Source organism: Paracoccus methylovorus (genome assembly GCF_016919705.1).
GTDB classification, from domain to species: domain Bacteria; phylum Pseudomonadota; class Alphaproteobacteria; order Rhodobacterales; family Rhodobacteraceae; genus Paracoccus; species Paracoccus methylovorus.
Genome location: NZ_CP070369.1, coordinates 43815 through 66597 on the forward strand (window position 1 = coordinate 43815; position 22783 = coordinate 66597).

The following is a 22783-nucleotide window of genomic DNA, read 5'->3' on the forward strand; positions in this document are numbered from 1 at the left end:
ATTCTGCCGTCACTTGGCCGCCATCAGGTCATATTCGACCTCATGCTCGTCGCCCTTGGAGTGGTCGTCGGCCTGCACGACATATTTGATGGCGATCTTTTCGAACGAAATGCCGACCTGTTCCCCGATGGTGTCGGTTTCCGGCGCCGGCGTGTTCTGGGTCATCGAATAGGACGAGATGAGGCAGTTGGTCATGGTGATCGTCAGATAGTCCAGATGCGCGTCGCCCGAATCCTTGCGCGCGACAAAGACGATTTCGGGAAAGGCCTTGCCCTGCATGCAGGCCAGCGCAAGATAGGGCGAGGCGGCGTCATACCATTTGTAAAGCGTCAGGTCGCTGACGGTCGCCCGCCCGCGCACCCGGCCCGACCCCGTCGCGGCCGAGCTTTTCTGCTCGGCTTTCAGGTCCGCGCCCCAGATGTCGATTTCGCCTTCGTGTTCGGCCCGGCGCGATTCGCCGTCGATGCCGTCGATCTTGAGGTATCCGGTGAAAGCCATCTCACATCTCCCTGTTCGGCCTGTTCCGCAAGCCGGGTTTCAGACATGGCGTGGCCCGTCGGGGCCGCGTCAGGGGCCGGACGCGGCGCGCACGCCCGCCGGCCCGGTGCCGGGGGCGCTGCTGCCCCCGGCAAAGCGCGTCACGGCCCCTTGACCGAGGGCAGTTCCGAAACCAGCCGAAGCGAGGCGTTGATGCCTTCAAGCTGGTAATGCGGGCGCAGATAGAAACGGGCGGCGTAATAGCCCGGCCGGCCCTCGACGCTGTCCACCTGCACCTCGGCCTTGGCCAGCGGGCGCTTGGCCTTGGCCTTGTCATCGGCCATGGCGGTATTGGCCAGAACGTAGCGGTTGATCCATTCCGACAGCCAGACCTCCATGTCGGCGCGTTCCTTGAAGGTGCCGATCTTGTCGCGCGCGATGGCCTTGAGGTAATGGGCAAAGCGGCAGACCGGCAGCAGATAGGGCAGGTTCGCCGACAGCCGTTCATTGGCCTGCGCGTCGGGATCGACCAGCCGGCCGGCGCGGGCCTCGCAATCCTGCAATGTCTGCGCGCCAAGGAAGGCCGCGACATCGGTGTTCTTGCGGTGCAGGATCGGCATCAGGCCCAGCTTGGCCAGTTCGTGTTCGCGCCGGTCGTCGATGGCGATCTCGGTCGGGCATTTCATCACGACCGAGCCATCGTCGCTGGGAAAGGTATGGACGGGCAGGTTGGTGACGGCGCCACCCGATTCCACGCCGCGGATCTGGCTGCCCCAGCCGTAAAGTTTATGGCTGCGGTTGATGTTCACCCCCATCGGGAAGGCGGCGTTCATCCAGACGTAGTGGTCGTGCTTGCCGTCGATTTCCTCGCGGAAGTCGAAACCCTTGACCGGAATGGTGTCCGGTCCATAGGGCAGGCGCGCCAGCACGCGCGGCAGGGTCAGGCCGATATAGCGCGCATCCTCGCTTTCGCGCAGGCTTTGCCAGGCCGCGTAATCGGGTGACGAGGTGACCATCTTCAGATCCTGTGGATTGGGCAGTTCCTGCCAGCTTTCCATGCGAAACAGCCGGGGCGAGGCCGCCGCCACGAAGGGGGCGTGTGCCGAGGCGCAGATCCCCGACAGGTTGCGCAACAGCCCCACGTCGCGGGGATGATGGCTGAATTCGTAGTCCCCGATGATGCTGCCAAAGGGCGCGCCGCCGAAGCTGGAGTATTCTTCGGTATAGAGCTTGCGGAACATGGGCGACTGGTCCCACATCTGCCCTTCGAAATCCTCAAGCTGGTCGGCAAGATCGTCCTTGGTGATGTTCAGCACCCGGATCTTGAGCATCGTGTCGGTTTCGGTGTTGTTCACCAGATAATGCAGGCCGCGCCAACTGCCCTCCATCCGGCGGATCTCGGGGGCGTGCAGCACCTCGTTCATCTGCGTGGTCAGCAACTCGTCTATGCCGGCGATCAGCGACTTGATCGAGCGCACGGCATTGCCGGATATTGTCGCGCTGCCGGCCTTTTCACGGGCGGCCAGCGCAAGGTTCGCGACCAGTTCGCGCAGCTTGGCGCTGTCGTCCTGTTCCTTGACGCGAAAGTCCTTTTCCAGAAGCGTGCCGAATTCGTCCAGATCGACGGCTTCGGCTTCGGGCGCGGCTTCGGTGCCCTTGAGTTCCTGTTCGGCCATGGCTCAACCCTCCGTCCCGTCGCTGCCGGGGGTAAGCGCCTGTTCGGCGACGCGGGCCAGCAGCGGTTCGTCGTTCAGCAGTTGGGCGATGCGCTTTTCCGCGCTGGCCTTGCCATCCATATAGCTCAGCAGCTCTTCCAGCTTGCGGCGCATCTTCAGCAGCTCGGCCAGATCGGGGATCTGTTCGGCGATGCGGTCGGGGGCGAAATCGCCCATGTTGCGAAAGGTCAGGTCCACGAACATTTCCTCTTCGCCGGCGTCCTCGCCTTCCTTGCCGGGCAGGCGGTTGGGGATGCGGGCGGTGACGCGGGGCGACAGCGCCTCCATGAAGGCGGGAAAGCGGCCGGCGTCCACCTCGACAAAGGCCCGCTCGGCGGGCGGCTTTTGTGCCTCGCGCGAGGAGGATTTGCCCGCCAGATCCGCCATCACCCCCATGACGAAGGGCAGTTCGATGGTGGTTGGGCTGCCGTAATGTTCCACGTCATAGGCGATCTGCACCCTTGGGGCGCGATTGCGTTCGATTACCTTGGCCTTGCTCTCGCTCATCGCGGGTCACTCCCTGTCGCGGCGCCATCGGGCGCCGGCTGCGATTGCGCACTGCCGTCAGCGTTCCTTGTTCTCGGTCACTCCGGCGACATTGCGGAATTCCTTCATTCCTCCCGGTGCCAGTTCCTCCATCAATTGTAGGAAGTTCATCGGCACCATCTTCTTCATCCGCCGCGCCAGATGCGGCAGCGGCGAGGCGGGTTCGCCCCGTTCGTAAAAATCAATGATGAGGTCGAGGCAGGTCTCGACCTCGGCGCGCGAGGCCAGCCGGGCAGGCAGTCCCGTCACTGTCCGGGCGGTTGAAACGACCGTGGGCGCGGCAACGGGGTCGATGCCCGCAGGGGTTGTGGGCGTCTCGGTCTGCGCCATTGCCGGGGTCGCCGTCCGGTTGAATTGGGCCGAGGGGCTTGCCAGCGTCGCCGCCATGCGTTCCAGCATCCGGCGCAGGGCGGGAAAGCGGGTCGGCGGGTCGTCCCCGATGCGGGCCGCCAGCGATGCCTCCAGCCGCGCAAGGGCGTGTTGGGCGGCCTTCAGCCCGGTTTCCAGCGCCCCCACCGTCCCGGGTTCAAGGTCGCGCAGGGCGCGGCAGGCGGTCAGCACCCGCGCGACCCGGGTATCGTGGCGGGCGGTGCGTTCGGCCTGTTCGGTGCCCGACAGCCCCGACGGCCCCTCGGCGGCCAGCATCGAGACCGTCACCGCACCCGCTGCCAGATCGCCGCCGGAAACCACCGGCAGGCCGCGCGGGGCAAGCACCGTGTTGAATTCAAGATCGCCAAGGATGCCGGCATCGGCATTTTCAAGCTGGTAAAGCGCGTTGATCCGGCGCAAGGCGGCCTCGCGCGGGGTCTGGCCCTCGCGCAGCGCCGGATGCAGGTGGTCCCACCAGGTTTCCAGCGTCTCGGCCAGCAGGTCCAGCCCCTCGGCCAGCCCCTCTGGGCCGCGCATGTTGGTCATGATCCGCGCCACGATGACCAAAAGGCGCAGGTCGCGCCCGGTCTGGGCCAGCGCCTCTGCCTCGTCCAGCAGATGCGCCCAGTCCAGCGCCACGTCGCCGGTATTGCCATTGGCCAGTTGTTCTGCCCGCACCGCCCGAGAGGCGCCGTCCAGCGCCCGTTCAAGCGCCAGAAACCTCATGTCGTTGCGAAGATCCAGTCCGGCGGAATCCGGCACAGAAAGCGGGGCGAGAAACATAGGGGAAACCTTCTCAGAGGCCGCATTATGTTCTTCTCGAAATGGGAAAATCATCTCATGGACTGGGGCTTTGCGCAATGAATTCCTGCGGATCGACCCAAGCCGCCTTGCACGAGGTCCTGGGTCGGCGCTGGCCCGGCCGGGTTTGCGTCGCTGTCAGGCCCTTAGGGCCGCAGGTCCAGAATGCGATGGGTGGCCGCAAGGATGCGGTCCGGATCGGCGGCCCGCCGTGCTGCCAGCGCCTCGGCAAAGGCGGCGGCGGATTCATCGCCCGGCCGCCGTTCGTCGAACAGCGGCCCACGGGTCACGAAGGCAAACACCCCCGCCTTGCCGAAATCGCGGTCGTTGACGCGAAAGGCGATGCGGCCTTGCCCCCCTGCGGCGTCTTCGACCGGCCAAAGCACGCGGATGCGGCGCAACGCGCCCTCGGGCTGGCCGATGCGTTCCAGCCGGTTCTCTTGATCGGCCATGTTCGGCAGCACGTTGAAAACCTGCCCGGTTTCCTCGACCGCGACCCACAGCTCGGCCCCCGGAGTCGTCGCCAGTTCGGCCGGGACCAGCACATCGGCCACAGGGTTGTCGCCGGGCCGAAAGATCCCGGTCAACGAGGGCTCGGGCTGGCGCGCCTCGGACAGCCGGATGCCGATGCCGCCTTCTGGCAGCCCCGCCGCCGCCGAGCGGATCTGGCACAACGAAGGGTTGAGCGTCTCGATCTCCAGCCGCAGAGTGCGGTCGCCAAGCAGGGGCCGCAATGCCTCGGCCAGCGCGCCCGGTGCCGCCGGATCGGGCAGGGTGCCGCGAATCGTCACGCTGGCACCGGCTGGGACGCCGCCCTCGGGCAGGTCGCTGCTCAGGGGTCCGCAGGTGGCGGCATGGCTCAGTATCTCGGCCAGATCGGCGGGGACCAACGGGACGGGGTCGGCGGTAAGCCGCGGCGTCAGCTCCATACCCGCCGCTTGCGCCCATTCGGCGAGTCGCGCGGCGATTGCGTCGCGCCCGGCTTGCGTGGCGGCGCGGCCGGTGATCTCGACCTGCATGTCGGTGACAAGGACGGTCCAGTCCTGCAACTCTTGCAGCCGGGGGAAAAGCTGCTCGACCGCCCCCGCCCAGCCCGGCGCAGGCATGCCGCGCGCCGGGGTCAAGGCATCCTGCGGCGGGTTGGTCCCGGTTGCGGCGGCAAAGGCGGCGGCGATTCGGGTGGCGCTGGCATCGTCGGGGGCCGGGCCGGTCAGCCGGGGTGCCTCGCCATCCGCTGCCTCCAGCCGCCAAGGCTGGACCAGCGGCAGATCGGGGGCCAGCAACGGCTTCAGCGCAAGGAACCCACCGGCCAGCACGAGGACCAGCAAAATCAGGCCAAGCCATATCCGACCGCGTCCGCCACCGGCTTGGGGGCTTGGGTTCGGCTGCGGTGCGGCGGCTTTGCGGGCCGGTGCGGCCTCGCCGCCCTTCAGCAGCTTGTCCAGCCGCGCCACCACCGCCGCGGCCGAGGGCGCGCGCTCGGCGATCCGCGGTGCCGAAAGCCACAGGATCAGCCCCGCCAGTGGCTCCGGCAGGCCGGACACGTCCAAGGGCTCGGCCTTGCGGCGGATCATCTCGCCCGGAGTGGCGCCGGCAAAGGGCACCTCGCCCCGCGCGGCGGCCAGCAGCAGCGCGCCAAGCGCGTAAAGATCGCTGGCGGGTTCGGCCTTTCCCTCGAATTGTTCGGGCGCGGCGTATTCGTATTTGCCGGCGAACTGGTTGCCCACCACGGTGCGCGCGCCTGCGGCGGTGTCCTTGGCGATGCCGAAGTCGATCACGGTCGCGCCCTCGACCCGGCCGTCGCGCAGGATGACATTGTCGGGCGACAGGTCGCGATGCACCACGCCGCGCGCATGGGCGGCGACCAGCCCCTCGGCCACGCGATGCGCCACGATCAGCAACTCGCGCATGCCGGGGCGTCGTTCGGCCATCACCTCGGACAGCGCGGGGCCGTCGATGAAATCCATCACCAGAAAGACATGCCCTTCGGGCGTGCGCGAACAGTCGCTGTAGCGCACCACCGCGTCATGCAGGATGTCGCGCATCGCCTCTTCGCGGCGCATCAGCTCCAGATAGCCCTCGTCCCCCGAGAACGGCGCTGCAAGCGCCTTGATCGCCACCACCCGGCCGGTGACCAGACTTTTCGCGCGATAGACCTCGCCTGTGCCGCCGCGCCCCAGCACGCCCTGGATGGTCCAGGTGTTGTTGAGCACCTGGCCCTCGTGAAAGATGTCGCCCGGCAAGGCAGGGATCATGGCGGTACTCCCTTATTCGGCAGGCTGACCATTGCGGTCCCCTTGCGAAAAGATTTCCGAAAGTCGCGGTTTTGAAATACACTTTCCCCGAGAGTCATTTTCCCCCCGCGCCTGCCATAGGCAAGCCTGTTTTATCGCGCCGGTTCTTTTGCCCAGTTTGCAAGGATGGCCCGCATGACCACCGTGACCCCCCGCGCCCCCGCCAGAGGATCGAGAGAGACCGTCAAGCGCAAGGAACTGGTCGGGCGGCTAAACCCGCTGTGTTTGCGGGCGTTTTCCGAAGGCGCGCGCAATGCCAAGGCGCGCGGCAACCCTTATGTGGAGCTGGTGCATTTCGTCGCCGCGCTGGCCGGGGCACAGGATTCGGATCTGGCGCTGATCGTGGATGCCGCCGGGTCCGATGCCGCGCGGCTGGAAGGGGATCTTGCCCGCGCACTGGACGCGCTGCCGCGCGGGGCCAGCGCGGTCGAGGAGTTCTCCGATCACATCTTTCACGCCATTCAGGAAGGCTGGACGCTCGCCTCGCTGGAACGGGGCAGCGATCAGGTGCGTTCGGGCGATATCCTGATCGCTTGTCTCAAGACCCCGGTGCTTGAGGGTTTGCTGCTGCGCATCAGCCCCGAATTCGACCGCATCGACCCCGACCGGATGACGGCGGACCTGCCCGGCATCCTTGCCGGCTCGGCCGAGGCCGAAGGGGCTGCGTCCCCCGATGCCGCGCCGGCCAGCACGCCCAAACCGCCCGAGGGGGCCTTGGCGAAATACGCCACCAACCTGACCGAGCGGGCGCGGGCCGGCAAGATCGACCCGGTTGTCGGCCGCGACCCGGAAATCCGCCAGATCATCGACATCCTGATGCGGCGGCGGCAGAACAATCCGATCCTGACCGGCGAGGCCGGGGTGGGCAAGACCGCCGTGGTCGAGGGGTTCGCCCTGCGTCTGGCGCGCGGCGACGTGCCTCCGCAACTGGCGGCGGTCGATCTGTGGCTTCTGGACATCGGGCTGATGCAGGCCGGGGCCAGCGTCAAGGGAGAGTTCGAGAAGCGGCTGAAAACCGTCATCGACGAGGTGCAGGCTTCCGCGAAATCGGTGATCCTGTTCATCGACGAGGCGCATACCCTGATCGGCGCGGGCGGTGCTGCGGGGACGGGCGATGCCGCGAACCTGCTGAAGCCGGCGCTGGCGCGGGGTGAGCTGCGCACCGTCGCCGCCACCACATGGGCCGAATACAAGCAGCATATCGAAAAGGACCCCGCGCTGACCCGCCGCTTTCAGGTGGTGAAGATCGAAGAGCCGTCGGAGGCCGCCGCCGTCGAGATGCTGCGCGGCATCGCGGGCGTGCTGGAGAAACACCACCGGGTCGAGATCCTTGACGAAGCGATCGGCGCGGCAGTGTCCTTGTCGCATCGCTATATCCCGGCGCGGCAACTGCCCGACAAGGCGATCAGCCTGCTGGACACCGCCTGTGCCCGCGTCGCCGTCAGCCAGCACGCCACCCCCGCCGAGGTCGAGGATCTTGAGCGCCGCTTGCAGGCGCTGGAGATCGAGGCGGGCATCATCGCGCGCGAAGCCGCCATCGGCATCGACACGGCCGAGCGGCAGGCCGCCAATGACGCGGCCCGCGCCGCGACCGAGGCCGAGCGCGCCGCCGCGCTGGACCGCTGGGAGGCGGAAAAGGCGCTGGTATCTGAAATCCTGATCCTGCGGGCGGAATTGCGCGGCGAGGGCATGGCACTGGACGCGCAGGAGACAGACGCGGCGGCGGAAACGGCCGATTTCCCGGCGTCACCCGCCGCCCCGGACGAAACCCCGCTTGCTGACGGCCCGCCCGCCGATGCCGCGCCTGATGATTGCCTGGCGGATGACGGGCCGGGTGCCGACCCCCCCGACCCTGCCGCGCGGCTTGCGGCGCTGCGCGCCAAAATGGCCGAACTGGCCGAAAAGCAGGGCGAGCGGCCGTTGATCCTGCCCTCGGTGGACCGACTGGCGGTGGGCGGCGTGGTGCAGGATTGGACCGGCGTGCCGTTGGGCCGGATGCTGGCCAGCCAGACCGAGCGCGCTTTGACACTGGCCGGGCTGCTTTCCCAACGCGTGGTCGGGCAGGATCACGCCATGGCGGCAATCGCCAGCCGCATCCAGACCGGCATGGCCGGCCTTGGCGCGCCGGAAAAGCCGATGGGCGTGTTCATGCTGTGCGGCCCCTCGGGCGTGGGCAAGACGGAAACCGCGCTGGCGCTGGCCGACGCGCTTTATGGCGGCGAGCAGAACCTGATCTCGATCAACATGAGCGAGTTCCAGGAGGCGCATACCGTCTCGACCCTCAAGGGCGCGCCGCCGGGCTATGTCGGCTATGGCAAGGGCGGCGTGCTGACCGAGGCGGTGCGGCGCAGGCCCTATTCGGTGATCCTGCTGGATGAGGTGGAAAAGGCCCATCCCGACGTGCATGAGATCTTTTTCCAGGTCTTCGACAAGGGGATGATGGACGACAGCGAGGGGCGGCGGATCGACTTTCGCAACACGCTGATCCTGCTGACCTCGAACGTTGGCACGGATGAGATCATGGCGCTGACCGATGCCGGCCGCGCCGGGGTCGAAATCGACAGCCTTGCCGCCGCGCTGCGTCCGCCCCTGCTGGGGGTCTTTCCCCCGGCGCTGCTGGGCCGGCTGGTGACGATCCCCTACCTGCCGCTTTCGGATACGATGATCGAGGCCATCGCCGGGCAGAAGCTGGCGGGCATCGGCCGCAGGCTTGCCTCGGCACATGGGGCCGAACTGGTGATCGGCGAAGGGGTGATGGACCAGATCCGTGCCCGCTGCACCGAGGTAGAATCCGGCGGCCGCATGATTGATGCGATCCTGACGGGCAGCATTTTGCCCGAACTCAGCCGCCGCGTTCTGGATGCCCGGCTGGAGGGGCGCGGCATCGGCAAAGTGACCGTGACCGGCGGGCCGGATGGCTTCGGCTATGCGCTGGACTGAGGCGTATCGTGCAGATCTTCGACCAGACCGGCTTTCCCCATCAGATGGGAACCGGCATGGACGTTGCCGGGCAAAGCTTCATGGTGCTGGTGGTCAAGGGCAGCTTCGGCTTTCCCGACTACGAAAGCGATCCGCCCCTGCCGGTTGAAAACCAGCGTCCGCTGGTCATGGCCGATGAATATACCGGTGCGCCCGGCTTTACCGCGCCGCTGTGGGAAAGCGATTTCGCATTCCGCAAGCCGCTGTGCGACGTGGTGCTGAACGGCGCCGCCCATGCGCCGGGCGGCCGGCCGGTCGAACGGCTGCGCGTGGGGCTGGCCGTGGGCAACTGGTCCAAGCAGCTTGATGTCGTCGGCCAGCGCGAATGGCGCACGCTTGGGCCGGCGATCACGGCGACGCGGCCCTATCCCTTTACGCGGATGCCGTTTTCCTATGACACCGCCTTTGGCGGCCCCGACCGCAGCCGGGTGCCCGGACCCGAGGTGCCGGTCTATGCCGCCAATCCGGTCGGGCTGGGCTATGCCACTGCGTCGGGCGGCAGTCCTGCGGGGCTGGCGCTGCCCAATACGCAGGCCCCGGGGCAAGAGATCACCTCGCCCTATGGGGACTGGCGCCCCATGGCGCTGGGGCCTTATGGGCGCGGCTGGCCGCTGCGGCTGCCCTATGGCGGCACCTATGACGACCGCTGGGCTGCCGAGACCGCGCCCTTTCTGCCGCGCGATTTCGATGAGCGTTATTACCAGATGGCGCCGCCCGACCAGCAGATCGCGCCGCCCGCCCCCTTTACCCCGGTGGTGCTGGTGCATCTGACCCCGCGCGGGCGCGAGGCGTTCCGCCTGCCCGACACGCGGTTGCCCTTGCGGGTCTGGCGCGGGCGCGACTGCTGCCTTGATACGGTGGCGCTGCCCGACACGCTGGCCTTCGATGCCGAGGCGCGGTTGTTCATGCTGACATGGCGCATGCAGGTGCCGATCCGTCGCACCATCGCCGAGTTCTCGCGCGCGTGGATCGGTGGGCCTACCGCCGCCATGCTGCGGGCCGAGCGCGAGGGGCGCGGTTATATCCGGCTGCCCGCCGTTCCAGCCGCGGGGAACGGCCCATGATCGGCGTGCTGGCAGCGGGTATGGTGACGGCGGTGGGGCTGGACTGGGCCTCGTCCGCGGCGGCGATCCGGGCGCGGCTGGACGGGTTCGCCGAGACGCGCTTCATGGCGCCGGGCGGCTGGCGCATCGGGGCCCCGGTGCCCTTGCCGCGCAATTGGATCGGGCAGCGGCGCATGGCGCATCTGGCCGCCGGCGCCATAGCCGACATCCTGCGCCAAGAACCCACCGCCACCGATGCCGCGTTGATCCTGTGTCTGGCCGAAGAGGGCCGCCCCGGCCGTCCGGTGCAGGATCCGGTTGCGCTGTTGCGGATGCTGTCCCAGATCCTGGGCCTGCCCGAGCGGCGGGCGCATGTCGTGGCGCATGGCCGACCCTCGGGGTTTGTGGGGCTGGATCGGGCGCGGCGCATGATTGCGGCGGGACAGGCGGACCGCATCATCCTGCTGGGGTTGGACAGCTATCTGACCGGGCCGGCACTGGCGCATTACGAACGGCTGGCGCGGCTGTTGCAGGCCGGCAATGCCGACGGTTTCATCCCCGCAGAGGCGGCGGCAGCGGTGTTGCTGGGTCGAGGCGGTGCCTTGCGGCTGACCGGACTTGGGCTGGCCCGCGAGGCGGCTTTTCTGGGCAATGCGCGGGGCGAGGGCGGCGAGGACATGCCACTGCGCGGCGACGGCATGACCGCGGCCTATCGCGCCGCGCTGGCCGAGGCCGAAACCGATCTGGCCCATGTCGAATACCGTATTTCCGACCTGCCGGGAGAGCAGCACTTCTTTCGTCAGGCTGCATTGATGACGCTGCGGCTGGAACGTGGCCGAACCGCCTTTCAGGACCTGTGGAGCCCGGCCGAGAGCCTGGGCAATATCGGCGCGGCGGCGGTGCCGATGATGCTGGGCATGGCGCTGGCTGCCGTGTGCAGGGGCTATGCCCCCGGCTCGCCGGTGCTGATCGAGGCTTCGGGCGATGACGGCGCCTGCGGGGCGGCGGTGCTCCACGAGGTGCGCGGCGCTGCCAGACACCTTTCGGTCGAGGACCGCTTTGCGGCGGGGGCGCCGGCATGAGCGGGGTTTTCGCCAACGGGCTGGAAATCAGCGGCAAGGCGGTCAATGCCCAGACCATCGCCGCCTTTCCCGACACCTGCTTTACCCCGCCGGAAAATCCGGCAACACCCCCGGGTGTGCCGGTGCCCTATCCCAGTTTCGGCATGGCGTCCGACACGGAAAACGGCACCGGAACGGTGTTCATCGGCGGCAAGACGGTAAACATCAAGAATAAGTCCGACGTCAGCCGCACCTCGGGGACCGAGGCGGGTTGCGCTGCGAAAAAGGGCATCATCACCTCGAAGAATACCGGCAAGAAATATTTCACCTCGTGGTCGAACGACGTGAAATTCGATGGCGAGCCGGTGATCCGCTTTTCCGACCTTGCCACCCACAACCATGCCTCGCCCGGCGGGCAGACGCCGCCCTTTCCCGAGATATGTGCCGCCAATGCGGCCTTTGCCAATTGTGTCACGCTGCTGAACGAACTTGGGATGCAACTGCACGAACATGGCAAGTCGCCCTGCACCAACCCCGATGAATCCGAGCATTATTTCGAAAACCAGATGATGCAGACGAAACGCAAGGACGGGAAAAACTATAAGCCATGGAAGGATTATTCGACCAAGGGCGCGCCTTGCGTCTGCATGAAGTCGTGGCACGAGGCCGATCATTCCAAACCCGCCGGCGCGGACGGCCCCAAAAAGGGAACGCCGCATAACCTCAAGACCACAGCCATGCGCGATTTTCTGGACAAGAAGCCGAAACCGACATTGGGAGAGGCGATAGACGAGACGAAAAAAGCCTATGGAGAACACGACCCGAGGCTGAAGAAAGCGTCGGAAGAGAAAAAAGAGCAGGCGCTGGAATGTCTGGAGCTTATCCTGCTGGTCTATTTGCAGTCCGTCGCCGAAGAGGTGCAGGGCGAAGACGGCAAATCGCGGCCGCCAACCCATGCAGAGATGCGCGGCACGACACTGAGGGACCCGACAAAGGTCTATTGAACAAGGAGGCTGGCCGTGGAACCCGAAACCCCGTTTGATGAACTTGCCCCCCAAGAGGTGCATATCGAAGCCGTCGAGGGCTTTCATCTGGGTGGCACGCGCTATTCGGCCAGCTTTGAGCTTAGCGACCACAACAGCGAATTCGCGCGATCCTACCTGCTTGAGGTGGACTGCGGCGAAGGCCTGACCTTTTCAATCCGTCAACAGGTCGAGAATACCATCATGTCGCATGCGAGCCTTGGCGACGACCGGCATCTGGTGCTGCGGCTGGGTGGGCGGATGTATGATCTGACCCCGGCGGGCGATACCATGACACGCCTGCCCAACGGCGTGCTGCGACGGATCTTTCATATCGAAGGGGGCGCGCAATACGTGGTGGGCGACGATGGCGTCTGCTACCTGCGCGACCGCGATGTCTGGAACGAGGTGCCGCCTGTGACGGCGCGCGCGTTGCGCGACATTCATGGCCCGTATCCCGAACTGATCCATAGCTGCGGCAACGCCGGAACGCTTTTGCGTCTGCGCGGCGGTCAATGGGAACCTGTCGAACTGGCCGATCAGCGCGATTTCACCGCGCTGGAAGTGACCGACGCCAAGCTTATCCATATCGGCGGTCCCGACGGATTGGCGCTGGCGCTGCGGGACGACGAACTGGTCGAACTCAACACTCCGGCGCGCGATTTCTTCGGCATCCGCAGTTTCAAGGGCCAGCGCTATTGGAGCGATGCCAACTGGGGGCTGAACATCCAGAAGGGCGATAGCATCGTGCCCTTCCGCGAACTGCGCCATGCGTTTTACATGCACGCCTCTGCCGAGAAACTGGTCATCTCGGGCTGGAAAGAGATCTTCATTTTCGACGGCGAGGCGTGGGACGGATTCGAGCTGGGCTATGACGGCAACATCTTTCTGCGCCGGCTGGATATGGCGGATTATGGCGGCTGATCCAGTCGGCTGGCCAGATAGGCCCTGACCTTTTCCAGATCCAGCGTTGCGACGCGCAGATCTTCTGCGCCGGGTTGCAGCATGCGCAGCACGAACAGCTCGCCCGCCTCGGGGTAGTCGGCAAAATGGGTCTGGGCGATGCGCAAGCCCTCGGCGCCGGCGATGCGCAACCCGTCCAGATGCGCCTCGAGCCGTTCCAGCAGGCGGGCGATGCGCAGGTTGTCCATTTCCGGGTTCGCGGCGGGGTCCAGCATCGCCTGATCGTAAAGCGTCCACAGCAGGGCCGCCTGTTCGGCGTGCTGGCGCAGGATCTCGGGCAGGGCGGGGGCGGGCGGATACATCAGTTCAGGTTGATCGAGCCGCCCCGGATCCGGTTCGCCGCCGAGGCATGGCTGACCAGATAGGTGCCGCGGATGGTGATATGGCCGTCTGCCTCCATCACGATCGAGGCTTTGCCGCAGCGCAATTCGATCCGTTGTTCGGCGGTGATGCGCAGCGGCTCGCCATCGGCGACGGCGACCGGCCCCGAGGGCATCGGCGACACGATCCGGCCGATCACCAGCGGGCGGCCCGCGTCGCCGTCCTCGAACAGAATGGCAAGCTCGGCGCCGATATCGCCGGCGTCGAACCGCACCAGACTGCGCGCCGCGATCGCCTGGGCCGAGGGATTGCCGGGAAAAACCACCAGCGGCCGCCCCTCATCAAGGCCCAGCAGCATGCCGATCACCACGCCGCCGCGAATATCCTCGCCGATCATAGCCAGCCCTCCGCCTCGGCTGGCGCGATGATAGCATGGCTATGGCCGGACTTCACCGGGTTTTGGCGAATGCGGGGATCGGTGGTCAAATGCCCGCCGCTTTAGGCGGAAATTGCGCCGACTTTATTGCGGCGGCATTGCGTCGGTCGAGACACGGCCTTTCAGCATGGTTTGCGAAAGCTCATCCGTGCCGATGCCGAAATTGCGCGCGTAAAGTTCCTGCGCCTCTTTCGAGCCAAGGCTGGCAGCCTTCAACAGATATATCTTGGCCTGCGTCCTGTTTTCCTTGACCCCCAACCCTTCGATGAGTTGCCGGGCGTAAAGGGTCGCGGCATCGGCATCACCCGCATCGGCCTGTTGTTTCAGCAAAATCGCGGATTGTTGGTAATCGCCGGTTTCGAATGCCTGCATCCCCTGAGACGTCGGTTCTGCGATTGCCGATCCCGTGGCGTGAAGCAGATATGTCGTGATCACCAATACGGCAGTGATTTTCGTCATTGGTTTCCCAGCGTCGTCATTGGGTATTCGGCTCCCTATCGCAAAGCCTGCGGGTGCAGACAACCTATGACCCGGCGCGACTGCTTGCGCTAAGAACCGGTCTTGGCACCGGACTTTTCAGGGACCAACCAAAATCCAGCAGGAAAACCGCCCAGCCCCCCATCCAGAGCAGCGCCGCAAGACGCAATATCGCGTCCAGGTTTTCCGCATCCGCCCAGCCCATCAGCATCCGGATCAATGCGGACAGGTAAACAAGGCAAAAAGCGACCGCGAGCCGGCGCGAAACCAGTAACCGGCCCGCGGCGCGGATCATTGCGGCCCGGCCCATGATCGCCAGCATCATCGTTCCCATCGCGCCCATCGTGATGGCATGCAGCGCCGTGGCCATGTCCAGCCCGAACGGCGGCAGCTGCGCCATGCCTGCCAGGATCAGGCCGATGGGCAGCCAAAGCCATGCCAGATGCAAAAGCAACAGCGCCGGATAGCGATGGCTGCGCCAACTGCGCCAAGCCAGCATGCGCGCCAACTGCATCATTCCGGCCATGATGAACAGCACCCCGGACAGGCCAGAAAAGCCACAAACCAACGCCACGACTGCCATAAGCAGCGCCATCAACCCGCCAACCGAAAGCCAGCGCGGGTCGGCGACTGGGAAGGGGGAGGGCGACCTTGCAGACCAGCGGTGGGTAAAGGCGGCAATGGCGCGGCCCCCGACAAGGCTGATCAGCAGCGCAAAGAAAAGCGGGGCCATGCGCTGCGCGTCGTGTTCGAAATCCCCGGCCGCGAATACCTCCAGACAGCCCAGCGAAAGGGGGGCCAGCGCAAGCGGCATTTTCCGCCACACCCTTGCCTTGGCGACATGCCATGAAAGCCAACCGCCGAGCGCAAGGAAATATGCGGCCCCGACAAGGGGACCCAGTGGCGGGGGTGGGCCAAGCGTAAAAGTCACCCGTCCGGCAAACCACAGCGCCACCATGATGCGCGTGATGGTCGGCGCGACAGGTCGTCCTGTCCATGCAGGAAGCGCGGTCAGAAGATAGCCGCCCACGGCTGCGCCGCCCATACCGAACAGCAGTTCATGCTGGTGCCAGCACAGCGGATCGGGGCCGAGCCCTGCCGGCAGCAACCAGACCGCCGGCATCAGAACCGCCCATAACCCCGCCAGCAAAAAGAACGGACGATAGGGCGCAAGCCACAGTGCATGGGCCAGATGCCGTGGCATTATGGGACCATGGGTGTGGGATGCGGCGCTTGGCATCAAGGAAATACCTTACAGGCGCAGATCGCCCGCGCCTGCCCTGCCGTGATGCCAGCCAAGCGTCTGCGGCCGCACCCGCGCCAGCGCCTGCACCAGCATGCCGGTGATCGCGGCCTTGAGCAGATCGCCGGGAATAAAGACCGCGACCAGGGTAAAGGCTTCGATCAGGCTTTTCTGCGCCACGATGGCAAGACCGCTTGCGCCAAGGATATACAGCACGAAAATCCCGCCAAAGACCGACCCCAGCCCTGCCGCCAATCCGGCCGAGCGCAGCTTGACATGTTCGACGAAAAGACCCGTTGCGAAGGCTGCGACGGGAAAGCCAAGCGCGAACCCTCCGGTGGGCGCGACAAAGGCGCCAAGCCCGCCACGGCCGCCCGCCAGCAGCGGCAGGCCAAGCGCCACCAGCAGCAGAAACAGCCCTGCCGCCGCCGCGCCGCGCCGCGCGCCAAGGACCGCGCCGGCCAGCATGACGCCCAGCGTTTGCGCCGTGATCGGCACGCCGAAGCCAAGGGTGATCTGCGGCACCAGCCCAAGTGCTGCGATCATCGCGGCGAAAAGGGCGATCTGGGCGATACTGCGTTCCATGGTTACTCCTGTTTATGCGGTCCAAGGGGGCCGCCCCGTGCGCGCAAAGCTTCGCCGACACGGTCGGCATCGTCCAGTGCTTGCAGGGTCAGCGGCAGGATCAGGCGCCAGCCGGGGCGGCGTCGAGAACGGGCGCGCCACGCCTCGGCCAGGGTTTCGGCGTGTGCGACCAGAACCGGGGTAAAGCGGATGACCAGCGGGATCGCGGTTTCCAGCAAATGCGTAGGCAGGCCAAGCCGGCGTAAAGGAAAGGTCAGGCGGTGGACCAGATCGACCAGATCCTCCAGCGCCGTGGTCATGGTCACCAGATTGGCCAGCGCGACCAGCGCGACCATGCGCAGGACGATCAGCAGGCCCATGGCCATATCGCCGGCGATTGCGTGCCAGACCAGCAGGATGACGACAAAGGGCAGCACCACCCGCAGGCTGCGCAGCCCGGCGCGCAGAAAGACCGGGCCGGGGGCTGCGTAAAGCGCCAGCACCGCGACCAGCGCCGCGCCGTGCACCGCGATGTCGCGGACCATGAACAGCCCGGTCGAGGCCAGGCACAGCGCCCCCAGCTTGACGCCGGCCGGCCAGTCATGGGCGCGGGTCCTAACCGGCGAGGTCAGCGATATCATCAAGATCCCCCTGCCGGATCATCTCGGCGGTGAAATCGGGCAGCAGCGCCGCTGGCGTGCCCTGGGCGACGATGCGGCCCCGATCCAGCCAGAACAGCTCATCGCAACCTTCAAGGTCCGAAGGCTCGTGCGAGATATGAAAAAGCCGCGTCTCGACCCGATGCAGATAGCGTGCAAGCTGGCGGCGGGTCGGGATGTCCAGCCCCGCATAGGGCTCATCCAGAATCAGCAGTTGCGGCCGCATCGCCAGCACCGCCATCATGCAGACCAGATGCTTCTGGCCCTGCGACAGGGCCGAGATCGGCGCGTCCTTCCAATGCGGTTTGTCAAACGATCGCAGCACCGCATCGGTTCGCGCGGCCGCCTGCGCCTTGTCCATGCCCTGCTGGCGCAGGCCAAAGGTGATTTCCTCGGCGACGCTGGGAAAGATGATCTGATGTTCGGGGTTCTGGAACAGGATGCCCACGGTGGCCAGCGCCGCGCGGCGGTCACTGAAAATGTCGTGGCCGCCGATGCGGATCTGGCCGCTTGTCGGTTCCAGCAGCCCGGCCAGCAGCCGCGCCAGCGTGCTTTTCCCCGAGCCGTTGCGGCCCACGACCCCGATGCGCTGCGCCGAGGAATGCAGCGTGACGCCGGACAGCACCGGCCGTCCGGCGACCTTATAGCCCAGATCGTCCACCCGGATGGTGAAATGAGCCGTGTCGCAGCGATGCAAGCGGGCCTCCGTTACTGGCCTTGTCCCATGACTGTCCCCCGGATGATGGAAAACACAGGTGGGTTGCAAGTCCTATCATTGGAAAATGGCCTGGTGCCGGCAGCCGGGCGGTTGCGGCGCAGCATTGGCCGCTTGCCGTGGCGAGCCGGCCCCCCGGTCGCAAACGGGGCCTCAGGTGTGCCCAGCGGCATGGTTGGCCACGCGCCAGCCAAAGACCATGGCCGGGCCGATGGTCGTGCCGGGTCCCGGATAGGTGCCGCGAAAGATCGTGGCGGCGTCGTTGCCGCAGGCATACAGCCCCTCGATCCGCTGGCCGGCCGCATCCAGCACGCCGCCATTTTCATCGCAGCGCAACCCGCCGGCCCCGGCCAGATCCACCGGCACCACCCGCAAGGCATAGAAAGGGGCTTGGGCGATGGGACCGATGCAGGGATTGGGCTGGTGACCCGGATCACCGTTGAAGCGGTTCATCGCCGAGGCGCCGCGCCCGAACGCCTCGTCCCTGCCGCTGGCGGCAAAGCGATTGTTCTGGGCCACGCTGGCCTCCAGCCCCTTGGCATCGATGCCGATGGCCGCGGCCAGTCCGACCAGGGTCTCGGCCTGTTGCAGATAGCCGGCGCGCAGCAATCGCCGCAGCCCTCGTCCGCCCGGCAGAACCAGCCCCAGCCCGTAGCGTTTGATAAAGCGCGAATCGACCACGAGCCACGCCTCGTGCAGACCGGCACGGATCATGCCCATGCAGAAATCGTGATAGCTGTCGGTTTCGTTGACAAAGCGCCGCCCGTCCGGGCCGACCGCGATCAGCCCCGGCTTGGCGCGATCCAGCAGGATATGCGGCCAGACCGACTGTGTCCCGTCAGGGTTTGTCAGGGTCGAGCACGGCATCCACAACCCGGCGCTGTCGCAGCCATTGTCGACGGCCGCACCGGCACTGGTTTCGGCGATAGCGATCCCGTCGCCGGTGTTGCCGGCGGGCGCTTGCGAAAAAGCGGCGATCTGGCGCGGGAACAGGCGTTCGCGCAGGGCCTTGTTCCAGCCGATGCCCCCCGTCGCCAGCACTACGCCGCGTCGCGCCCGGATGCGACGCAGGCCCTGCGGCGTATCGATGACCGCGCCAGTGACGTGCCCGTCCTGTCGGATCAGGTCGACCATGGGGCTGTCAAAGCGGATAGGCACCTTGCGCTGGCGCAGGCTAAGAAGCAACTGCCCCACCAGCGCATTGCCCATCAGCAGCCGCGTGCCGCGCCGATGGCCGAGCCGGTCGCGGAAATGACCCAGCACCAGCCGCAGCGTGGTGCGCAGATTGCCAAGGCTGGCCAAGGGGCTAAGCAGTGCGCCCAGCTCGGCGCGTCCCACCATCATTCCTCCCAACCCCATGAAGACATCGCGAGGCGGGCGCACCCGGTCGAAGTCGGTGCCCAGCCTGCGTCCGTCGAACTGGACGGGTGCAAGGGCGCGGCCGCCAAAGGCCGATCCCGGCCCGTCCAGATAGTCGGGATGCGCGGTGGCGGCGATGAAACGCACTTCGGAATTGGCCATGATCTCGGCGATGGCCTCGGCGCCCGAGGCAAGAAAGGCCGCGCGCTGCGCATCTCCGCCGCGATTGCCGACCACATGGCGCAGGAATTGCGCGGCCTCGTCCACGCTGTCGGGAACACCCGCCTGACGGCTTAATTCGGTGCCCGGGATCCATGCCGTCCCGCCCGAGGTCGCTGTAGTGCCGCCGACCATGCCGGTCTTTTCGCACAAGAGGACCGACATGCCGCGGAGCGCCCCGGTCAGGGCGGCCGTCATGCCGCCAGCCCCGGCGCCGATGACCAGCAGGTCGGTTTCCTCATCAAACCCACCCTGCGTTTGCGGGCCGGCCATGTCGTGCGTGGTCATTGCGAATTTTCCTCTGGAGCTCCCTCTCGGCCGGCAAATTGCCACGGCTGGAGATTTATTGGAAGGAATTTTTATTCTTGAATACTATTCCATATTATGCCAGAACTTGCCACCGAGGAGAGCGGGAGGACGAGAAATGCGGACATGGGGATTCGTCGGTTTGGCTCATGGGGTCCGGTCATGAGCCGGGCGCTGCTGATCGGTGGAACCGGCTTTATCGGCCAGCGCGTCGCCAAGGCGCTGCTTGCGCAAGGGGTGGTGCCGCGCATTCTGGACCTGCCCGCCGCCATCGACCGTGTCGCCATGCCCGAGGGTTGCGAGATGGTTCCCGGCGACGTGATCGACGCCGCCAGCCTTGCCGAGGCCGCGCGCGATTGTTCGGGCATCGTCCATCTGGCAGGCATCATGACCGTGGATTGCGCCCGCGACCCCGAGCGCGCGTTTCGCATCAACGTCATGGGCAGCCTCAACGTGTTCGAACTGGCGCGCGGGGCAGGGCTGCCGGTGGCCTATCTCAGCACGGCGGGGGTCTTTGGTCCGCAAAGCGCGACCCAGCCGTTGCCGATGACGCTTTACGGCGTGACCAAGCTGGCGGTCGAGGGGATCGCCCGCGTCTATGCGACGGACCACGGCGTGCCCAGTTTGGGGCTGCGGCCCTATATCGTTTACGGTCCCGGCATCAGCAGCGGTATCGCCGCAGGGCCGTCGATCGCGATTGCGGCCTCGGTGCGGCGCGAGCCGGCAGAGGTGCAGTTTTCCGGCCGCGTCGGCTTTGTCCATGTCGATGACGTGGCACGGCTGCTGGCCGCCGCCGTCACCCGCCCGATGCAGGGTGCGCATGTGCTGACCATGGCGGGCGATACCCGCGACATGGAGGATTTCATCGCCGAGCTTGCGCAGCAGACCGGATGGCGCGGCATCACCGTCGCGGGTCCTGCGCTGCGGATTCCGGCCGAACTGGCCTCGGACCCCGTGCCCGAATGGCTGGGCGCGCATCCCGTGACGCCGATAGGCGCGGGCATCGCCGCCGCAATTGCCGGGCTGCGACCGCCACAAGGCTGAACAGGCCCCAGGAAACAAGAGGAGGAAACATGTCCAGAACCATTCAGACTGCGGTCCAGGCACTGGCCCTGACCACGTTGTGCAGCTTTGCCACCAGCCTTGCCGCGCAAGAGGGGCCGATCCGCATCGGCTTTGTCATGGCCAAGCAGGGCGCGCTGGCAGAACATGGCAAGCACCACAATCAGGGCACGATGCTGGCGCTGGAGCAGGCCGGCAACAAGGTGCGCGACCTGCCGGTCGAGGTGATCTGGCTTGACGAGCCGACGCCGCAGGACGCCCAGCAGAACATGCAGCGCCTGATCGACGAACAGGGTGTCGTCGCCGTGCTGGGTGGCGGCAACAGTGCCACAGCCCTGGCGATGAGCGCCGTGGCCCAGCAGAACAAGGTGCCCTTCATCGCCACCAATGCGGCGGCGACCGACCTGACCGGATCGAAGTGCCATCGTTATACCTTCCGGGTGCAACTGCCGGTGAACCCGCAGGTGCGCGCCATCTCGACCGAGTTGGAGCAGCGCGGCACGAACTGGTATTACATGGCTGCGTCCTATGCCTTTGGGCAGGACATCGTGAACTCGTTCCAGGCTGAGCTGGACCGCATCGGCGGCACCTCGGTCGCGGTGGACGAAGCGCCGCTGAACACGCCCGACTATACCTCGTACATCCTCAAGATCCGCGCCGCGAAACCCGATGTCGTGGTGGGCGGTCTGGCGGGGGCCGATATCTCGACCTTCCTGAAACAGTGGAATGAGATGGGCATGAAGGATCGTATCCCTTTTGCCCAGATCGGCGTGGCCGATGCGGATATCTGGGGGATCGGCGCGCGGGCGGCGGCGGGGATCTATGCCAAGATCTGGTATTACGACAACCCGGAAAACCCCGAAGAAGACAAGGCTTTCGCCGAGACCTACAAAGAGCGTTACGGTCACGCCGCACCCGACCGGGCGTGGATGGGCTGGTATTCGATGCGCACCCTGCTGCAGGCGCTGGAACAGTCGCAATCGCTGGAACCCGCCGACGTGGTGCAGGCGCTTGAAGCGTGGAAGGACGAAAGCCGCGGCACCTCGTTCCGCGCGTGGGACCACCAGATGCTGCATCCCATCGTCATTGCCGAGGCCAAGAAAGAGGTCACCGACGACCACGCCTTTCTTGACGTTCTCAGCATCGTGCCGGCCAGCGACGAGCTTTACGGCACCCCCGAACAGATTGGCTGCAACATAGGCAATCTGTAACCCGACGCCCCCTGATCTTCATCTTCCAACCGTCCCTGCCGGCGTGGCGTCGGCAGGGCAGTGCCGGAGCATGTCATGCTGGAACTTGTCCTGTCTCAGATCGCCAACGGTCTTGTCCTGGGATTTCTCTACGTCCTGATTGCCATCGGCCTGTCGATCATCTTCGGCATGCTCGGCATCGTGAACTTTGCCCATGGCGCGATCTTCGCGCTTGGCGCCTATTTCGCCGTTACCATCGTGCCGGTGCTGGGCTGGTGGGGGCTGCTGCTGGTGCCGGTCGCCACCGCCGCGCTGGGGGTGGTCTTCGAGATCACGCTGATCCGCCGGCTTTACGGCAAAGAGCCGCTGTTCGGCCTGATCGTCACCTTTGGCCTTGCCCTGCTGATCGAGGCGCTGATCAAATTCATCTGGGGGCCCAGCGGCCGCCCGTTTTCCCCGCCGGAGTTCCTGCAGGGCTTTGTCGAGATCGGCCCGGTGCTGCTGACCAAGTACCGCATGGCGGTGATCGTCTGCACCATCGCGATCCTGCTGGCGCTTTGGTATCTGCTGGTGCGCACGCCCTTTGGCCGCATCATTCGCGCCGGCAGCGAGGACCGCGAGATGGTCGGCCTGCTGGGCATCAACGTGCCGCGCGTCTTTGTCGGCGTGGTGGCGCTAAGCTGCTGTCTGGCCGGCACCGCCGGCATGCTGGCCGCGCCGCTGTGGACCGTCGCCCCCTCGATGGCGGCAAGCGCGATCATGCCCGCCTTTGTCATCGTCACCATCGGCGGCCTTGGCTCTTATATGGGCGCGATCGTCGCCGGGCTGATGGTCGGGATCGTGACGGCGCTGACCATCCAGTTCTGGCCCGCCGCCGCGGGTGCCTCGATGTATGCGCTGATGGCGCTGGTCCTGCTGATCCGTCCCCGTGGCCTGTTCGGCGATCGCTAAGGATAAAGCCC

The 22783-nt window shown here is 66.2% G+C and carries 21 protein-coding genes; 8 read left to right on the forward strand and 13 right to left on the reverse strand.

Features of this window, described 5'->3' with window-relative positions; genetic code table 11:
• Positions 1–9: 9 nt before the first annotated feature.
• The 5 genes from JWJ88_RS11130 to JWJ88_RS11150 all read right to left on the reverse strand — a co-directional run bounded on the left by JWJ88_RS11130 (position 10) and on the right by JWJ88_RS11150 (position 6163).
• A complete protein-coding gene (locus JWJ88_RS11130) occupies positions 10–498 on the reverse strand; it encodes an Hcp family type VI secretion system effector (RefSeq protein ID WP_205295418.1) in 489 nt (162 codons plus the stop codon).
• Between the two features lie 140 nt (positions 499–638).
• Positions 639–2153, reverse strand: coding sequence for a type VI secretion system contractile sheath large subunit (gene tssC, locus JWJ88_RS11135; protein WP_205295419.1), 1515 nt, complete (start codon positions 2151–2153; stop codon positions 639–641).
• 3 nt (positions 2154–2156) lie between these two features.
• Positions 2157–2699, reverse strand: a complete 543-nt coding sequence (gene tssB / locus JWJ88_RS11140) for a type VI secretion system contractile sheath small subunit (RefSeq protein ID WP_205295420.1) — start codon at positions 2697–2699, stop codon at positions 2157–2159.
• A 57-nt stretch (positions 2700–2756) separates the two neighbouring features.
• Complete coding sequence (locus tag JWJ88_RS11145; RefSeq protein ID WP_205295421.1) at positions 2757–3890, reverse strand: type VI secretion system protein TssA; 1134 nt, start codon at positions 3888–3890, stop codon at positions 2757–2759.
• A gap of 164 nt (positions 3891–4054) precedes the next feature.
• On the reverse strand, positions 4055–6163 hold the full coding sequence (locus JWJ88_RS11150) for a serine/threonine-protein kinase (RefSeq protein ID WP_205295422.1): 2109 nt from the start codon (positions 6161–6163) through the stop codon (positions 4055–4057).
• A gap of 174 nt (positions 6164–6337) precedes the next feature.
• On the opposite strand from JWJ88_RS11150, the gene tssH reads away from it, so the two are divergent.
• Genes tssH through JWJ88_RS11175 form a run of 5 tightly spaced genes read left to right on the forward strand, consistent with a single transcriptional unit; the run spans position 6338 to position 13231 of the window.
• Positions 6338–9142 (forward strand): type VI secretion system ATPase TssH, encoded by a 2805-nt coding sequence (gene tssH, locus JWJ88_RS11155; RefSeq protein WP_205295423.1) that lies wholly within the window; start codon positions 6338–6340, stop codon positions 9140–9142.
• Positions 9143–9150: 8 nt separating this feature from the next.
• Positions 9151–10245, forward strand: a complete 1095-nt coding sequence (locus tag JWJ88_RS11160; RefSeq protein WP_205295424.1) for a DUF2169 family type VI secretion system accessory protein — start codon at positions 9151–9153, stop codon at positions 10243–10245.
• Positions 10242–11306 (forward strand): 3-oxoacyl-ACP synthase, encoded by a 1065-nt coding sequence (locus JWJ88_RS11165; protein WP_205295425.1) that lies wholly within the window; start codon positions 10242–10244, stop codon positions 11304–11306. The genes JWJ88_RS11160 and JWJ88_RS11165 overlap by 4 nt, the downstream gene beginning before the upstream one ends.
• Positions 11303–12289, forward strand: coding sequence for a DUF4150 domain-containing protein (locus tag JWJ88_RS11170; protein WP_205295426.1), 987 nt, complete (start codon positions 11303–11305; stop codon positions 12287–12289). Before JWJ88_RS11165 ends, JWJ88_RS11170 begins: the two co-directional genes overlap by 4 nt.
• A gap of 15 nt (positions 12290–12304) precedes the next feature.
• Positions 12305–13231: a hypothetical protein gene (locus tag JWJ88_RS11175; protein ID WP_205295427.1), complete on the forward strand. Its 927-nt coding sequence runs from the start codon at positions 12305–12307 to the stop codon at positions 13229–13231.
• Here the strand turns inward: JWJ88_RS11175 and JWJ88_RS11180 are convergent.
• The 8 genes from JWJ88_RS11180 to JWJ88_RS11215 all read right to left on the reverse strand — a co-directional run bounded on the left by JWJ88_RS11180 (position 13219) and on the right by JWJ88_RS11215 (position 19551).
• Positions 13219–13572, reverse strand: coding sequence for a hypothetical protein (locus tag JWJ88_RS11180; protein WP_205295428.1), 354 nt, complete (start codon positions 13570–13572; stop codon positions 13219–13221). The genes JWJ88_RS11175 and JWJ88_RS11180 overlap by 13 nt on opposite strands.
• On the reverse strand, positions 13572–13988 hold the full coding sequence (locus tag JWJ88_RS11185; protein WP_205295429.1) for a DUF6484 domain-containing protein: 417 nt from the start codon (positions 13986–13988) through the stop codon (positions 13572–13574). The genes JWJ88_RS11180 and JWJ88_RS11185 overlap by 1 nt, the downstream gene beginning before the upstream one ends.
• 123 nt (positions 13989–14111) lie before the next feature.
• Positions 14112–14486 carry a sel1 repeat family protein gene (locus JWJ88_RS11190; protein WP_205295430.1) on the reverse strand — a complete coding sequence of 125 codons (375 nt, stop codon included), beginning with the start codon at positions 14484–14486 and terminating at the stop codon, positions 14112–14114.
• 64 nt (positions 14487–14550) lie between these two features.
• Positions 14551–15708 carry an NnrS family protein gene (locus JWJ88_RS11195; protein WP_205295431.1) on the reverse strand — a complete coding sequence of 386 codons (1158 nt, stop codon included), beginning with the start codon at positions 15706–15708 and terminating at the stop codon, positions 14551–14553.
• Positions 15709–15756: 48 nt separating this feature from the next.
• The gene (locus JWJ88_RS11200) at positions 15757–16332 is read right to left on the reverse strand and encodes a biotin transporter BioY (RefSeq protein ID WP_205295432.1); all 576 of its coding nucleotides are present in this window, start codon (positions 16330–16332) and stop codon (positions 15757–15759) included.
• Between the two features lie 2 nt (positions 16333–16334).
• Positions 16335–16952: an energy-coupling factor transporter transmembrane component T family protein gene (locus JWJ88_RS11205; RefSeq protein WP_205295433.1), complete on the reverse strand. Its 618-nt coding sequence runs from the start codon at positions 16950–16952 to the stop codon at positions 16335–16337.
• A complete protein-coding gene (locus tag JWJ88_RS11210; protein WP_240200247.1) occupies positions 16927–17667 on the reverse strand; it encodes an energy-coupling factor ABC transporter ATP-binding protein in 741 nt (246 codons plus the stop codon). Before JWJ88_RS11210 ends, JWJ88_RS11205 begins: the two co-directional genes overlap by 26 nt.
• 171 nt (positions 17668–17838) lie before the next feature.
• Positions 17839–19551 carry an FAD-binding protein gene (locus tag JWJ88_RS11215; RefSeq protein WP_240200248.1) on the reverse strand — a complete coding sequence of 571 codons (1713 nt, stop codon included), beginning with the start codon at positions 19549–19551 and terminating at the stop codon, positions 17839–17841.
• Positions 19552–19731: 180 nt separating this feature from the next.
• Here JWJ88_RS11215 and JWJ88_RS11220 point away from each other — a divergent pair, with 180 nt between their 5' ends.
• The 3 genes from JWJ88_RS11220 (at position 19732) to JWJ88_RS11230 (ending at position 22772) form a co-directional block, all read left to right on the forward strand.
• Positions 19732–20613, forward strand: coding sequence for an NAD-dependent epimerase/dehydratase family protein (locus JWJ88_RS11220; RefSeq protein ID WP_205295435.1), 882 nt, complete (start codon positions 19732–19734; stop codon positions 20611–20613).
• A 29-nt stretch (positions 20614–20642) separates the two neighbouring features.
• On the forward strand, positions 20643–21842 hold the full coding sequence (locus JWJ88_RS11225) for an ABC transporter substrate-binding protein (protein WP_205295436.1): 1200 nt from the start codon (positions 20643–20645) through the stop codon (positions 21840–21842).
• A gap of 75 nt (positions 21843–21917) precedes the next feature.
• A complete protein-coding gene (locus JWJ88_RS11230) occupies positions 21918–22772 on the forward strand; it encodes a branched-chain amino acid ABC transporter permease (protein ID WP_205295437.1) in 855 nt (284 codons plus the stop codon).
• Positions 22773–22783 lie beyond the last annotated feature (11 nt).